Source organism: Pseudophaeobacter arcticus DSM 23566 (assembly GCF_000473205.1).
Classification (GTDB): domain Bacteria; phylum Pseudomonadota; class Alphaproteobacteria; order Rhodobacterales; family Rhodobacteraceae; genus Pseudophaeobacter; species Pseudophaeobacter arcticus.
The window spans coordinates 1,296,397-1,312,056 of the sequence record NZ_KI421507.1 but is presented as its reverse complement, the minus strand read 5'-3'; the positions used below and the strand labels follow the sequence as shown (position 1 = coordinate 1,312,056).

The window sequence follows — 15,660 nt, the reverse complement described above, 5'->3', positions numbered from 1 at the left end:
CTTTCCGGTCGCACCGCCGTTTCCCTGTTTTTTTTGCGCTCAAACTACTTCTACGCCATTGAAGTTGTTGCTTCGCCTCCATTTCAGGTCTTCTTGATCAACTCCAGATGAGGGCCGTTCCGCGCCGTCCCGCCGCATGGGGACAGGCATGACCGCTTTGCATCGACACTCCGAAGCATTTTTTCGCGGCAGCCGCATGCTGCGTAGCGCGCTTGGTCCAGCAATTGTCCAATATCTCGATGATGAGCAGATCGTCGAAGTCATGCTCACCCCCGTTGGGCGTCTATGGGCTGATCGCCTATCCGAAGGATTGTGTGCAACGAGTGACCGCGTAACGGCTGTCGATGGCGAACGGATCATCCGGCTCGTCGCGCATCATGTCGGAGCTGAGGTTCACGCTGCTGCACCGCGTATTTCCGCCGAACTCCCCGAGACGGGAGAACGGTTCGAAGGTCTGTTGCCGCCGCTCGTCACTGAGCTACTCCCCAATCATTGGACAGTTTCCGGCGTAGATTAGGCTACTTTTTGCTCCTGCTGATCGGTTTGGTTTTCTTCTTTTCTCAGCCAATAGACCACGGCAGGTGGTTTGCCGCCAAGGGCGGAATGAGGACGCTTTCGGTTGTAGAACTCTATCCATTTGCCGACACCCGCTTTGGCTTCCGATCCGGTCTCCCAAGCATGCAGGTAGACGCATTCGTATTTCAGGCTCCGCCAGAGCCGCTCGACAAAGATGTTGTCAAGGAACCGGCCCTTGCCATCCATCGAGATGCGCACGCCGGTTCGGCGCAGCCGATCCGTCCAGGCAAAGGACGTAAACTGGCTGCCCTGATCGGTATTCATGATTTCGGGTGGGCCGAACCTGGCGATGGCCTCGTTCAACGCCTCGACGCAGAATTCAGCTTCCAGCGTGTTTGATATCCGCCAGGCCAGCACCTTGCGGGTGCGCCAATCCATGATGGCGACCAGATACAGAAAGCCCCTGCGCATTGGCAGATACGTGATGTCGGCGCACCAGACCTGATTGGGGCGCTCCACCCGTAGGCCACGCAGCAGATAGGGATAGGTCTTGTGCCCTTTCGCCGCTTTACTGGTGTTTGGTTTCTGATAGATCGGCATCAAGCCCATCAGCCGCATCAAGCGTCGGATGCGCTTCTCGTTCACCAGATGACCTTCGTTTCGCAGATGCCAAGTCATTTGCCGGACGCCAAAGAACAGTGTTTCCAGAAACTGCTCGTCGATCTGCCGCATCAACATCAGGTTCATCGCCGTCTCGCCCTTGGGCATGTAGTAAAACGATGACCGCGAGATCGACAACAGCTTGCACTGTTTGCCAATTGACAGGTTGGTATTGCCAGGCTCGACCATCTTGCGCCTCACTTGCCGATCCACGGCTTGAGCTTTCGTGACAAAAAATCGTTGGCGACGGCCAGCTCCCCGATCTTCGCGTGCAGTTCTTTGACCTGCTCCTCGTCGATCTCTGGGGGCTTCTTTCCGCCACGCTCGAACACGCCGGACGCGCCTTCCAGAAGCGCCCGTTTCCAGCTGTGGATCATCGTCGGGTGAACGCCAAACTGACTCGCCAGCTCAGCAACAGTCCGCTCGCCCTTCAAAGCCTCAAGCGCAACTTTGGCCTTGAACTCGGGCAAATGGTTCTTCCGTTTCGACATTTCTGATCTCCTCTTCGTCGAAGATCAGCAGACTGCAAATCGTAGCTTATGTCAGTGTCCGAATTTCGGGGGGCAGCTCAATCCCCATGGGACCCAGTGTGACGCGCACAAAGACCGACGGATCACAGAGCTATACCGCTACCGTTAGAAAGAAGCAAAAGGGCACGGTTATTTTGACACTGACCGAAACCTCTCCCAGTGTGCGATCCGCAAAGCGTTGGATCGCCGAAGAAGGAATGAAAATCATCGCATCAATGCCGCGATCCGATGCGCGTATTTTCCCGTACCATTCCGATACGATCAACCACCTGTTCACTGACGCCTGCAAGATCTTGGAGATCGACGATCTACACTTTCATGATCTACGCCAGGACGCACTTTCGCACTTCTTCGAAACCGGTCTCGGCGGTGGCAGCCGGGATAGGACTCTGAAAGATACAGGCCAGGGTCCTCTGGATGTGGTGGCCAGTCGATTTGTCAGTCGATTTGTCAGTCAATTTATCAGTCCGGTTGCCCGGTTTGGTTGTCCAGTTTGGTTGTCCAGTCAGATTGACCATGGGCTGCAGATAGTCCCATCACCCCCATCACGGAAGCTTGCACCTTGGTAACAAGTCTGCGATCACCACGTCAGCGATCACGACCTCACTATCCGCATGAAATGGCCCCTTCTTGAAGCACGGTTTCCTTCATAAATTTGGATTGCTCTTCCCGGCACTCACATGGCTGTTCGTTCAGTTCACCATGTCGGGCCTTGTGCTTGGGTCCTCGGCAAACGCGATGCAGATTGAAATCTGTTCGCCTTCTGGCATCCAGTTGATCACCATTGATCCAAACACCGGCGAGCCAAGTGAACCCACCATCGAAGGCGGGGGCTGTGATTGGTGTCAGTCTTTTGGGCATTTTATCGACACCTCGGCACGCGACGACCTGACTTGGGTTGTTCTGAAGCTGAGCTATCAACAGAACCTGGCTTTGACGCCCCCCCTGCACAAACCTTTGCGGCTTATCGCGGATTACCACAGCCGGGCGCCGCCTCTCCTTTGAGCTTTCACAAAACCTGAATGAAAACCCGAAAGCCCCCCTGCGGAGCTGTTCGAGGAATTCTTGTGACTCAAAGGAAAATCAATGTTCAAAACACTTGCAAGCGGCGTTGCCGCAGCTGCTTTTGCAGCCTCTTTCGCCATGCCCGCCTGGGCTGACACGATCACCGTAACCGATACCATGGGCCGCACCGTCGAGGTGCCGGAAGATCCACAGCGCATCCTGCTGGGCTTCTACTTTGAAGACTTCATGGCCATCGCCGGCGCCGAATCCTATGACCGGGTTGTTGCGATTTCCAAAGACACCTGGGAAGGTTGGCGCAATCTGCAATGGCAGACCTATGCCGCCGCGATCCCGCGTCTGGAAGAGCTCACAGACGTCGGGGAAGTCGATTCCGGTTCCTTCTCGCTGGAAGCGGCAATAGCGGCACAGCCTGACCTGGCCGTTCTGGCCGCCTGGCAGTATCGTAGCCTCGGAGACGTCGCCAACCGCATGGAAGCCGCAGGTATTCCAATCGTTGTGTTGGACTACAACGCGCAGACCGTGGAAAAACATGTCCAGTCCACCAAAATTCTGGGCAAGATCATGGGCACCGAAGACCGCGCCCATGCGCTGGCCAGTGAATATGCCGCCGCCGTAGGCGAGATCGAAGCCCGCCTCGCGCAACTGCCCGACGACATCCATCCCAAGGTCTACGTGGAACTGGCCCGCAAAGGCAAAGACACGATCGACAACTCCTACTCGGGGACACAATGGGGGTCCGTGATCGACCAGCTGCGCGCCACCAATATTGCCAATGGCCAGATCAGCAACTGGGGCAAGCTGAGCCCCGAATATGTGCTGGCTCAAAACCCACAGGCAATCCTGCTGGCCGGGTCCGGCTGGGCCGGACGTGATGAGGCTGTCATCATGGGGCCAGGCGTGGACCCCAAGCTGACCCATGAGCGCATGCAGGCCTATATGGATCGCCCCGGTTGGCAGGGGTTGGACGCGGTAAAGAACGGCCAGGTCTTTGGCATCTATCATGGCGGCAATCGCACGCTTTATGACTATGCCTTCCTGCAGTTCCTCGCCAAGGCGATGTACCCGGAACAGTTCGCGGATCTGGACCCGCAGGCCTCGCTTGACCGGTTCTTTGCCACCTATATGCCGGTAGAATTCAAAGGCACCTATATGACTCAATTGCCAGGTAGCGACGAGTGATACCCGCATCCCCCGCACAGCAGAAAGGGGCGGTTTATGCCGCCCCTGACACTGCAATTTCAACGGCTTACCGCACATTGATCCTGCGACGCCTGACCCGGCTTGTTGGGGGCGCTGCCGTTCTGGCTGCGCTGATCATCGCAGACATTCTGACCGGCCCCGCGATGTTGGGGCTGACCGAAGTTCTGACCGGGCTGTTCACCCCGGCCACGGCGGATCCCACAACACGGGTGATTGTTCAGGACATCCGCCTGCCGATGACCCTGATGGCCATTCTGGTGGGCATGTCTCTGGGCACTGCGGGCGTGCATATGCAAACGATCCTCGGCAATCCGCTCGCCAGCCCCTATACGCTGGGATTTTCGGCAGCAGCCGGGTTTGGCGCGGCGCTGGCAATTCTGACCGGCGTTAGCCTGCCTTTGCTGCCATGGCTGACCGTGCCCCTGTCAGCCTTTGTCATGTGCGTTCTGGCCGCAGCCCTGGTGTTTTCCTTCTCAAAAATGCGCGGCATGCGTCCCGAGGTCATGGTGCTGGCAGGGATCGCCACCCTGTTCATGTTCCAATCTGCACAATCGCTTGTACAATATCTTGCCGCTCCCGAAGTGCTTCAGGCCATAGTGTTCTGGCTGTTTGGCTCGCTTCTCAAGGCCAGTTGGAACAACGTGCCAATCGTGGCCATTGTCTTTGCTGTCAGCACCATCGCCGTCCTGCCCAACCTCTGGCAATTGACCGCCCTGCGCCTTGGTGATGCGCGGGCGGCAGCCATTGGCGTCAATGTGCATGCACTGCGCATCAAGCTCTTTGCGATGGTTGCCTTTCTGACGGCGGCAGCGGTCGCCTTTGTTGGCACCATTGGTTTTGTTGGCCTTGTCGCACCACATATCGCACGGATGCTGGTGGGTGAGGATCAGCGTGTATTGCTGCCTATGGCGGCGATGGTTGGTGCAATTGTCATGACCGGCGCCTCTGTCCTGTCCAAACTGGTCTCTCCCGGTGGCGTGATCCCAATTGGCATCGTCACCGCCCTGATTGGCGTGCCCTTCCTGTTCCTTCTCATCCTGCGTGGACAAAGGAGACATTGGTGAGTTTCCATATCAAAAACCTGAACGTGGCCTACGGCAACACGCCGGTAATCTGCGGCTTTGATGATCTTTGGCCTCAAGGGCAAATCACTGCCTTGATCGGATGCAACGGCGCGGGCAAATCAACCCTGCTGCGCGCCCTTGCCGGGCTCAGTCCGATGCAGGGGGTGATCTCTGTGTCCGGAGGCGTGCTCTCGCCAGAAGAGCAGCGCCGCCAGATCGCCTATATGCCGCAGGACACCAGTGCGCAGTCGTCGCTGACCGTGCTGGAAGTTGTGCTCCTGGGGCGTCTGGGCAGCCTTGGTCTGCGCCTGCCAGCAGGCCTTGCCGAGCAAGCCATGGCCGCGCTCGACACCTTTGGACTTGCGGCACTGCAGGCCCGGCAACTGGACGAAATCAGCGGCGGGCAACGCCAGCTGGTGTTTTTGACCCAGGCCCTGTTTCGCCAGCCTCGCGTTCTGCTGCTGGATGAACCAACCGCCGCGCTGGATCTGCGCCATCAACTGCTGGTGCTTGACCGGTTGCGGAAGGTGGCGCGCCAAAACGGCACCATTATCGGCTTGGCCATGCATGATCTAAACCTCGCAGCCCAATATGCCGACCGCATTGTCGGGCTCAGCGGCGGGAAAAAAACCGCCTCTGGTCCGGCTGTGGAGGTTCTGACCGCACAGAACCTGCGCACCATGTATGGCATCGAGGCCAAGATTACCCTGGACGCCCAAAACCACCCCCAGGTGCAGCCCATTCGTGCGGTGGAATGAATATGGGGGGTATCTGAGCCAATGCCCCCTTGCCCCCCTTATCTCCAAGAGAACTGCCAAAGCCTGCCTGTCAAACTCGCTTCACATGACAGCTGGTAGGAGGGGAAAAAAATTCCGGTTCAACCCATTTTTCTTCTGGACGCGCAAAAACACCAAAGCTATACGGACCCCATATTCCGGCGTAGCTCAGCGGTAGAGCAGTTGACTGTTAATCAATTGGTCGTAGGTTCGATCCCTACCGCCGGAGCCATAAAAAGCCCTTGACCTCAACAGGTTGAGGGCTTTTTTGGTTATCGTGAACCAGACAAACGCCCAACGGATCACCAGCTTTGCCCCGCCGTTTCAAGACAGGCAGACGGGTGACATTTTCAAGCGATCACTTCTGTTTTGGTCATGTCCCCGCCAACAAAATTCTGAGAGACGCAAACAATCAGAAAACACTTGGTGAAAAACACGCGCTCAGGAAACACCGGACTTGCAAAAGCAAATGCGATGCTCCCCTTTGTCATCCTGCCCGCTAGATCCCAGCCTCTTTCAGAGCCGCCTTGAACCTATTGGCAACCCTGCGAAATCCGTTTGACGTGCCGTGAATTTCGTCTTTCCAATCGGCAAGATTGGGCATTGCATTGCGGCAATCCACCAGCCAGACCCGCGACTGTTTTGGATCACCTGAAAATCCTGACAGCATGGTATAGAGCCGATTTATCAGCTCCTTCAAAATCTCACGTCGCAGGGTCTTGTCCTGTATGTCCCGCTCTGAGAAGGGCCGACCAAGCCATTTATCCTTGGCTGCGTAGACCGGATTGCGGTGGTCATTCACCCAGGGATAGGGAAAGGGATAGTCGTAGCCGTGAATAAAGATCGGCAGCTGGGAAAAATCAGGATCGGCGCGAATATCGCTGATAACCTTGGTATATATCTCTTGCAGGAAAGCCAGCTTTTCCGCCAGCAAGGCCTGGTTGATATGGCCCAACACATCTGTTGGATCGCCGTTGAACGGCAGCAGAAGATCGGTCAGGACCGGCCTGCCCGTGTCGGGATCTGCACCGATGATATCATTGCCCGCAGCGGAAAACACAAAGCCTTTCACATCCTTACGCTTTTCATTTAGCGCCAGCATATATTCGGTTTTACCGGGCTCCTTTGGTCCCTGCACCATGTTGCGGGCCGTATCGCCTGCAGCCCCAACGGACCATACCCGGTAGTCTTTGTTCAGGTGGTCGACAATTTCTCGGATCAACACAGGAAACTGCCCCCAGCTGTCCATTTCCGACACCAGCACCGGGTCCTTGTTCCCCAACCGGGTGCGCATATCAAAGGAGGCTGCCCTGCGGCTGCGCGCCAGGTCATTTGCCACCGCCATGGCGTTTTCCGTTTCAGCGCTGCCCGGTGGCAGATAGACAAAATCCGGGTTGGGCGCGATGCAAAAATCAAAGGCGCCGGCGCCGGGCAGGATCAGGGAAACCTCCTGAATTTCCTCCTCGCTGGTCAACGGGTCCGCAACAAGGTCGCGCCATTCCTCTGCGCTCATTTTTTCGCCGCCGGCCAGAAGATGCGGGAAGGTCACATTGCCCAGCAGCTGTTCCAACGCAGCCGGATCAATTTCCTGCTGCCGCCACTCTCCTGCCTTGGCAAATTCAAAATTGACCTCCCCCAGATCTTGCTGCAGCAGATAGGCATGGGTTTTAAGCGCATCACCGTCACGGCAGACAATCATTTTCCAGTATCGTGCAGGGATCTGCACCACCGTGTCGCCCGCAAGATCGCGGCCGTGAAACGCCCTGTCACTGGAGGCAAAAACCGGCCCACAAAACACCACGCAGCGGCTGGTTTTGGCGCTTTCCAGCACATCGTTTTCCAGCTTTCCCCAAAGCCCCCCCAGGTTTGACCGGTTGAACCCTTTCACCTGCGGCGAGCAATTGGTCGCATGAAAACTATCGCCATTGGCCAGCTGCACCTCGTCAAAAGTGGAGCCAAAGGCAACCGACTCGCGCCGCACCAGATGCCCCTTGTCAAAGGCCGTGCGATCCTGGTTGTAAAACCTGTCCGGCAGTTGATCCCGCGCGGGGATCCGCGGGTCGAGAAACCACTTTTCGCGGTCGTTCTTGCTGGTAAACCCGTTCAGCTCATGGCGGCTATAGGTAAAGCCGGGCTCTGGTTCCTTGGCCGCGTCACTGGCGTCCAGATTGCTTGCCACGATCTGGGCAAGGCGGCGCTTTGCATTCATGACAATGGAGAAATTATTGTACCGCAGCTCTGTCTCTCCATCTTCCTGCCGCGACAGATCCTCTGGGTTGGTCGCAATCGGCATCGGCACAGGCAGCCCCAGGAAGGCGCGATCATAGCCGCCGCGCGCGCTGTAATCGCCGTCGTGACGCGGCTCGACCCTGCGTTCGGTGATTGGCCCGGCGGCTGCGATGCTGCTGCCAGTACCCGCCCCCCCCGCCTCCAGATCAAAGCCCAGAGTGAGCTTGATGGGTACATTGATCGACAGCTCTGCCCCATTGGCTCCGCTGCCCGCAGCAACCTGAACCATGGTGGTGGTGGAAACCCCATTCCGGGGGTCCGCACTGGCCGGTGTGTCGAGAGAGGTATCGCCCTGAGTATTTGACTGCGCCAGTGCAGACTGTGGCGCCTCTGAGCCATCTGCCGCAGCCCATTGCTGCTGCCAGGGATTGCGGCGCGGTGTTGGGGCGGCAGGTGCAAATTCGACGCCCGCCTTGATCACATAGGGGTCACGGGCCAGTTCCGATGCGGGCACAGCGTAGTTGTTGCGCCCATAGATGCCGCCAAAATGCAGCCCAACCACATGGCCGGTCTCCAAGTTCACCACAACGCTGCCTGAATTGCCCCCAAGCGTCGAGGCATCATGGCTGGAGGCCTGCACAGTGTTGTCAAAACTGCGCACGGTGTTTTGTCCGGTATAAAACCCCGGCTGCATTCGTTTGACGTTATAAATGCGCTTGAACAGCCTGTGTTGCACCGCTGTGTCATTGCGCGAGTCAAACGCCGGATATCCCAATACCGCAATTTGTTTCCCCAACAACTCTGCCGGCGGGGTTTGAGACAGGCTTAAAACACCCGCCTGTTTCAGCTCGTCGACTTCAAGCAGGGCCATATCCCAGAACGGATGAATCATCCGAACGCCAATGATCTGGATCCGGCTGCGCTTGAAAGAACCGTGCTCGGCCTTGAAATCCATATTCACCGTGGCCCCGGGCTTGAGCGCAATATTGCGTTGGCCCAGACCATTTGCAAAAATCTCTGCCACGTGGCGATTGGTCATCAACAGATTTTTCCCGACCACAAAGCCGGTTCCGGCATAGGGCACCGACCAGTCGCTGGGCACGTTGATACGGCCGACAGAAGGCAGGCTTGCCAAGATATGGCCGCGCGCGTCGTGCTCTGTGTCATTCAGATGCAGCCACTCCGGATGCACCGTCTCAAATGAATCCTGCCGCACCAGAACCGCAGGCCGCTGACGCGGCAGGATAATGGCCTCAGTGCGCATGACCTCTTCTTGCGTCACCTCCTCGCCGGCCTCAAATTTCTGCATCACCGCGACCACAAGATCCATATCATCCGCCGGGCCCTGCCCTGCCGCCGCCCCCATGCGCAGGGCTTCCACCGGGGGCGCGGCAATATCTGCATCGGCAGGAACAGTCGCAAACCCAGCCGGATCATCCCGCATCTGCACCAAATCATCCTTTGAAAGCATCGCCCTGAGGCGTTCCAACTGTGCTCTAGGTGTCGTCATCACGGTCTCCTTATGGGGGCTAAAATAAGCTTGATCTCAACTCTCTGTCAGGTCGGTCGCAGGGCGGATGGGCGTGCCGATCATTTTTGAAATCGCCCAGTCCATCACCTCAACATCGTTATCAATACTGCCGTGGGAAATTGGCTGGTAGGCGCTGGCGCCTTCGGTACGGCGCACCCTTGCGTTGGCGGCGCCGTGCAGCAGGTAGGGGATATTATGTTTCGCGGTGAAACTCCGCCATTGCAGAACATCGTGGATACCGTCCTGCTTGGTCAGCAGATCCAGCGTCAAAGCCTCTGTGGCCTGCCGCAGCGGGTCAAGATCGCTGAGCGTATTGGCCTTTTGCAGGATCTGGAGACTGGCCATTGCGCCAAAATCTGGCAGCGCCTTCTGGCCGGTTAGCGCGTAGTAAGGAGCAAGTTTTGCCAGCACCATGGCCTGATGCAGCGGGTCATTCTCATCGCCAAAGGCGCCGGACACCTGCGGCGAAGGCCTGCGTCCCCCCGGCGCCTCACAATCCAGGATCCAGCTGTCATCAAGCCCCAGAAGTGGCGTTTTGCGGGGCATTTCAAAGGCGCGGCTGACAAGATACAGCAGCGACTTATTATAGGGGCCAACCCGGTCTGCGCGCTCATTTTTGCGGCTCAGGTTGACGATATACAGCTTGTCACTCGCAAGCCGCCCGGCCGCGACCAGCGGCGCAAAATGTGCATTGGCAAATTTCAATGTGCAGGCCGGGGCCAGCAGCCCAAGCGAAGCAATATCGCTAAATCGCGCCAGATCGCGGGCAAAATGCCCCAGCAGGATTGCACCGGCTGAATGCCCCAACAGGTGCAGCCGCAGCGGCCTATCGGCGCTGGCCTGATAGGATTTGAGGAAATCCGCAAGCTCACGCATGCCGCCTGTCAGGTTGCGCGTTGCAGAATGTTGGTTGGCCGCCTGCGCATTTTGTTTCATCTGCGACCAGACGGCCTTGCCCATGACCTTTTCGGCCAGGGCTTCAAAGCCCCGATCCACCCGCTTTTCCACCTGTTTGGACAGCCTGTGCACAAGCTCTTCAACGCCTGAGCGCTGCTGTTCAAGGCTGGGGAAAATGCTGTTGAGAAAATCCGCGCCGATATTTGCCAGCGTCTCGCCAAAGCCGGTGCGCCACAGCACAAAGATCGGCAGAATCTTGTTGTCTTCGAACCATGGCCCCAGCACCTGCGCCCGGCGCAGGGCATCCTCTTTGGTGTTGAGCCCGCCATGCGCAAAGATCATGAGGTCGCGGCCCGGGTAGCTGTTCAGCAAATCCTTTATTGATTTGCGCAGCCCTTCTCTGGCGCTGCTGGCATCAATGCGCCCATTGGTCAGTTTGCCGTCATTGCCCATGCTGATGCAGTGCTGCTGGGCCTTGGCGATGGGCCAGCGCCGGGCGGCCCCCGGCTGCGCACTGGCCCGCAGATGGCTTTCGGCACGGCCCTGGGCCACCTGTTCCAGCAGGCTCAGCTCGCTGGGGGTTTTCAGGACGGTCACCTTTTCTTCCACCAGCATGGGGGCCGCAAGGGCGGCAACCCAGGCGTCGTGGCCGTTCAACACCCAGTCCTCATAGGTGATCAGCGCAAAGCCCCCAGCGGCATCAGGCAGACTACTTGCCCCGCGCCCCCAGGTCTTGCCCCAGCCCGGCCCCCAGGAGTTCTGCACGATAAAACCGCGCGAGGTATAGCCAACAACCGCAAAGGCATGGCCTCCGCGCGACTGCGGCTTGAGCGGAATGATCGGCACCGCGAGATGATCCGGAACATTTCCCCCTGTCAGCTGAAACCGGGTCAGCGCCGGCGCTGTATCGAGCTCGTCAAAAAACCAACCCTCATGCACCCGCGCCGAACAATAGACGGCGCCGACCTCGTAGATTGCCGCCTGCAGATCGGCAATTGACTGCACATTGACCCGGTAATAGGCCCCCAAGGGACGCCGCGCGGCATCCTGCGCCCAGACCTCATCGGCGGGGCCGGATCGGGGCCAGTACAGCTGCTTGCAAACCCCATGCTTGTGCCAGCCCTTCATCGCGCCGCGGCAGCTGGACCCGGAATAGTCCTCGCCCTCCCATTCGTCATACAGCCGGGCGGCGCTATACAGCATCCATTCGCTCACCTTTTCAGGCGAGGGCGGCAGGTCAACAGGGTCTCTGATCTGTTCCGCCTGCCAGAATTCCAGCGCCTTGCGGTACCAGGACAGATAGTTCACCACCGCCGCCAGCCCATATCCGGTGCAGGCCCCGTCTACCCCCTGATCAAGCACCATGCCCGATTTCTGGTACTGTTCCAGAAACAAGCCAATTTGCTGGTCGGAGGGGTATTGGGCTGGCAGCGAAACAAGCTGCGAGCGGAACTCTCGGTCTCTAAAATCAATTCGATCTGGTCGGGCATCCAATAACATGATGCAACTGGTCTCCTTGCTCAAATTCTTTAAGCAACGCAACTGCACCAATTGTTCAACCTTTGGGTGATTCCTTCAACCCGCTTTCCGTTTTTGCACTTGCGGCCAGGCTTTCAGACCCGCAGGGGCGCGGGAGACCTCCCTCCCCAGCCGGCCGCGCGACAAAGAAAAGGGGCGGAAGACCTGCGTCTTTCCGCCCCTATCTAGAGTACGCCTGAGTGCCCTTATGGGCGAAACGATCGCTACTGCGCCAGGCTGGGCAGATAGAGCACGATCGAGGGGAAGGCCACCAAGAGCGCGATGGTTACACCATCGGCGATAAAGAAGGGCATCACCCCACGGAACACATCCTGTACGCTCAGATCGTCGCGCACCCCGGCCACCACAAAGCAGTTGAGGCCGATTGGCGGGGTGATCAGGCAGAACTCGGCCATTTTCACGACCAGAATGCCAAACCAGATCGCACACATCGGCCCCGACATGCCAAAGGCACTGTCAGCGGCCGCAACGCTTTCGCCGCCGTTCAATGCCATCACCGCAGGATAGACCACCGGCAGGGTCAGCAAGAGCATGCCAATGGCATCCATGAACATGCCCAGCACCGCATAGGCCAGCAGGATACAGACCAAAATGACCATCGGCGACATCTCAAGGCTGGTGATCCAGTCCGAAAAGGCACCCGGCAAATCAGCAAAACCAAGGAAGCGCACGTAGATCAACACGCCCCAGATGATGGTAAAGATCATCACCGTGAGCTTGGCGGTTTCCAGCAGGGCCGATTTTAACTCGCCCCAGCGCATGCCGCGCCACAGCGCCATGCAAAAGACCACAAAGGCCCCCAGCGCGCCGCCCTCGGTCGGGGTGCCCCATGCATCACCGCCAAAGGGGTTGTAGACAAAGCAGATGATGATCACGACGACAAAGACAATCGGCAGCGCCCCGGGCAGCGCTTCAAAGCGCTGGCGCCAGGTAAAGCCCTTGACCGGGGGGCCGACGTTTTTGAACACCATCGCGATGCCAACAATCAGCAACACATAGATCACGGCGCTAAAGGCGCCGGGAATAAAGCCCGCCAGCAGCAGCTTGCCCACGTCCTGCTCCACGATAATGGCATAGATCACCAGAATGGCCGAAGGCGGGATCAGCGAGGCCAGCGTACCGGCAGCGGCAACCACCCCGGCAGCAAAGCGCTTGTTGTAGCCAATCGCCAGCATCTCGGGGATGGCGATACGGGCAAACACGGCCGAGGTCGCGACAGATGCACCCGACACCGCCGCAAAGCCTGCGGTGGCAAAAACGGTCGAGACCGCAAGCCCACCCGGCAGCCAGGCAATCCAGCGCTTGGCGGCTTCAAACAGGGCGCGGGTCAGGCCAGCGTAATAGGCCAGATAACCAATCAGGATAAAGGTCGGGATCAGGCTCAGCGCCTGGCTGGAGACCTTGGAATGGGGCACCTGGCCGGCAATTTTGACCGAAACAGTCACCGCCTTGCCGAATTTGTCGGGGCTGTAGCCAAATTTGGCCCAGAAAATCCAGATCAGACCAACAAGCCCGGCCAGACCAGCGGCAAAGGCCACCCGCATGCCAACAACAACCAGCACCAGCAAAAAACACGTGACCCAGAGGCCAATTTCAATAGGTTCCATGCCCGTTACCCCTGCCCGCCGATGGCGTCATTGTCATGTCCGCTTAATGCTTCTGCCTCAGCCGCAGCCTGTTCGGCCGCGTCCTGGATCAAGGGAACCGCAGCCGGGGTGTCCAGCCCCAGCACCATGGCCCGTCCATATCCCCAGGCCTGCAACAGCAGCCGCAGGCACAGGACCGAAAAGGCCACCGGCGCCAAGAGCTTGGCCGGCCAGATTGGCAGGCCGATGTCGATGGAACTGTCCCGGCTCCACAACGGAGCTGCAAAATCAAACGAGCGGGAGAAATGCGACCAGCTGCCCCAGACAAGGGCCAGCATCAGCACCAGGATGAGCAAGACCGAGACCAGTTCAAACAGCCAGAGCGCCCGCCCCCGCAGCGCCCCGATAACAATATCCATCCGGATATGGCCACCGTCACGCTGCACATAGGCGATCCCCATAAAAGCAATAAGCGGCATGGCCTGCTCGATCCAATCCACATAGCCCGGCAGCGGCGCATTCATCGCGTTGCGCCCCCCAACCGAGACAACGGCCAAGAGCATAAGAGAAAAGACTGCCAAGCCGCTGACCAGCGCAAGCACCTGCTCCAGCTTTAGTAATTTACGGTCAAGACGACTGATCAGGCTGCCGTCTTCCAGCACCGCGGCGTTTCCCGCCATGGGGCCCACCTTTCGTTAGAGGGTTCCAAGAAATAGAAAACGGGGCCGAGAGGTTCCTCTCAGCCCCGATCCGTCGCAGCGGGTCTTAGTTACCTGCGCGGGTGTCTGCCAGTGTTTTGACCACCAGATCATACAGCTCCTGGCCAGGAATGCCCTGGGCTTCCATGTCCTTGATCCACTGTTCACGGATCGGATCGGCTGCAATGGCGCGGAAGGCGGCCAGTTCTGCCTCGGGCAGCATGACCTTGGTCACGCCCTTTTCTTCCAGCACCGCGTCCCATTTTTCGAGCAGCGCACCATAGTTGGCCAGGTAGTGATCAATCGCCTCATCAACCGAGCTGTCCAGGGCTGTGCGCTCTGCGTCAGACAGCGCGTCATAGGCATCCGTGTTGACCACAACAGGGCAGTTCACGGTGCCTGGGTTCAGGTTGGCCGTCCACCACTCAGCGCGGTTGATGGTGCCAAAGGCCAGGTGAGCGTGCTGGGCAAAGGCGACGGTGTCTACAACACCGGATTCCATCGCGTTATAGGCTTCGGTCGCGGTGACCGAGGTCGGAACCGCGCCAACCGCCGCAAAAGCTTTGCCGATACCGCCGGTGGCACGCACGCGCATGTCTTTGAAATCGGCAACCGTATCGCGGGGCTCGCCGGTGCCAACAATATTGTACTGTGGCATGGGGCTGGTCATCAGCAGCTTGGCGTTCCAGCGCGCCAGATCCTTTTGTGCCGCTTCATGGGCATAGACCGCATGGCTGACGGCAACCTCTTCTTCCAGGGTATTCACCCCCAGGAAGGGCAGTTCCAGCACGGTGATCGAAGGGTTTTTGTCACGGTGGTAGCCGGCACAAAACTGCGCCATTTCAAAAGCGCCAATCGAAATCCCGTCAAGGTTCTCTTTGTTCTTGGACAGGCCACCATAGCTGATGTTCAGGGTGAATTCGCCATTGGTCTTGGCGCTGACCAGCTCGGCCAGTTTCTCTACATGCTCGGTAAAGGCGCGACGCTTGCCCCAAACCGATACATTCCATTCCGTCGCGGCGGCCTCGCCAACAAGCGCAAAACCAGCGGCAACCGTCACAGCGGCAGTCAAAATCGTCTTCATTGTGTTCTTCTCCCTTAGTTGCGCCAATCCTTGCACAGTGACCCAGTAGCCCAAGGCCCTGCAGACAGTGGCCCAATCGCCCAGTGGGGCAACCTTTTTGGCAGGCGCTTGGCGGGTAAGCTAACGACAAGACACACAGCTGCCAAGCCCACAGATCCCCCGAAACAAAGAGTTTGCAGCTCTGGCGGAAACTGAGTGGACCCAGAGCTGATCAGGGCCGGGCCATGTTCGGTTGCCGCACATAATCGCACACCTCGACACTCACCTCGGCCACCCACCTCGGCGCAATAAAATTGCGCAAAACAGCCTGGTTTTTTGCCTGAT

Annotated in this window: 11 protein-coding genes, 1 tRNA gene and 1 pseudogene; 7 read left to right on the top strand and 6 right to left on the bottom strand. The window is 58.3% G+C overall.

The annotated features are described in order from the left end of the window. Window positions 1–196: 196 nt before the first annotated feature. Window positions 197–472: pseudogene (locus ARCT_RS0110205) on the top strand (P-type conjugative transfer ATPase TrbB); the annotation flags it as partial. 41 nt (window positions 473–513) lie between these two features. Here ARCT_RS0110205 and ARCT_RS0110200 read toward each other — a convergent pair. Further along, a protein-coding gene (locus ARCT_RS0110200) for an IS3 family transposase (protein ID WP_240476292.1) occupies window positions 514–1,667 on the bottom strand; the annotation gives its coding sequence in 2 pieces (ribosomal slippage) (window positions 514–1,392 and window positions 1,395–1,667; 1,152 coding nt in all). A gap of 173 nt (window positions 1,668–1,840) precedes the next feature. Between ARCT_RS0110200 and ARCT_RS27050 the strand changes: the two genes are divergently transcribed. From ARCT_RS27050 to ARCT_RS0110165, 6 genes are all read left to right on the top strand, one after another. Then, window positions 1,841–2,275, top strand: a complete 435-nt coding sequence (locus tag ARCT_RS27050; RefSeq protein WP_154665337.1) for a site-specific integrase — start codon at window positions 1,841–1,843, stop codon at window positions 2,273–2,275. Between the two features lie 61 nt (window positions 2,276–2,336). Further along, window positions 2,337–2,711 (top strand): DUF2946 family protein, encoded by a 375-nt coding sequence (locus ARCT_RS0110185; protein WP_027239977.1) that lies wholly within the window; start codon window positions 2,337–2,339, stop codon window positions 2,709–2,711. A gap of 81 nt (window positions 2,712–2,792) precedes the next feature. Further along, window positions 2,793–3,911 (top strand): ABC transporter substrate-binding protein, encoded by a 1,119-nt coding sequence (locus tag ARCT_RS0110180; protein ID WP_027239976.1) that lies wholly within the window; start codon window positions 2,793–2,795, stop codon window positions 3,909–3,911. Further along, the gene (locus ARCT_RS0110175) at window positions 3,908–4,996 is read left to right on the top strand and encodes a FecCD family ABC transporter permease (RefSeq protein WP_169731213.1); all 1,089 of its coding nucleotides are present in this window, start codon (window positions 3,908–3,910) and stop codon (window positions 4,994–4,996) included. The genes ARCT_RS0110180 and ARCT_RS0110175 overlap by 4 nt, the downstream gene beginning before the upstream one ends. After that, the gene (locus ARCT_RS0110170; protein ID WP_051360656.1) at window positions 4,993–5,754 is read left to right on the top strand and encodes an ABC transporter ATP-binding protein; all 762 of its coding nucleotides are present in this window, start codon (window positions 4,993–4,995) and stop codon (window positions 5,752–5,754) included. Before ARCT_RS0110175 ends, ARCT_RS0110170 begins: the two co-directional genes overlap by 4 nt. Window positions 5,755–5,929: 175 nt before the next feature. Continuing rightward, a tRNA-Asn gene (locus ARCT_RS0110165) sits at window positions 5,930–6,004 on the top strand. Window positions 6,005–6,271: 267 nt separating this feature from the next. Here ARCT_RS0110165 and ARCT_RS27045 read toward each other — a convergent pair. The 5 genes from ARCT_RS27045 to ARCT_RS0110130 all read right to left on the bottom strand — a co-directional run bounded on the left by ARCT_RS27045 (window position 6,272) and on the right by ARCT_RS0110130 (window position 15,336). After that, window positions 6,272–9,511, bottom strand: a complete 3,240-nt coding sequence (locus tag ARCT_RS27045; protein WP_084300806.1) for a DNA/RNA non-specific endonuclease — start codon at window positions 9,509–9,511, stop codon at window positions 6,272–6,274. Between the two features lie 36 nt (window positions 9,512–9,547). After that, on the bottom strand, window positions 9,548–11,929 hold the full coding sequence (locus ARCT_RS25790; RefSeq protein WP_051360653.1) for a C1 family peptidase: 2,382 nt from the start codon (window positions 11,927–11,929) through the stop codon (window positions 9,548–9,550). A 242-nt stretch (window positions 11,930–12,171) separates the two neighbouring features. Beyond that, window positions 12,172–13,575, bottom strand: coding sequence for a TRAP transporter large permease (locus ARCT_RS0110140; protein ID WP_027239973.1), 1,404 nt, complete (start codon window positions 13,573–13,575; stop codon window positions 12,172–12,174). Between the two features lie 5 nt (window positions 13,576–13,580). Then, window positions 13,581–14,234, bottom strand: coding sequence for a TRAP transporter small permease subunit (locus ARCT_RS0110135; protein WP_027239972.1), 654 nt, complete (start codon window positions 14,232–14,234; stop codon window positions 13,581–13,583). 85 nt (window positions 14,235–14,319) lie between these two features. Next, the gene (locus ARCT_RS0110130) at window positions 14,320–15,336 is read right to left on the bottom strand and encodes a C4-dicarboxylate TRAP transporter substrate-binding protein (protein WP_027239971.1); all 1,017 of its coding nucleotides are present in this window, start codon (window positions 15,334–15,336) and stop codon (window positions 14,320–14,322) included. Window positions 15,337–15,660: the final 324 nt, after the last annotated feature.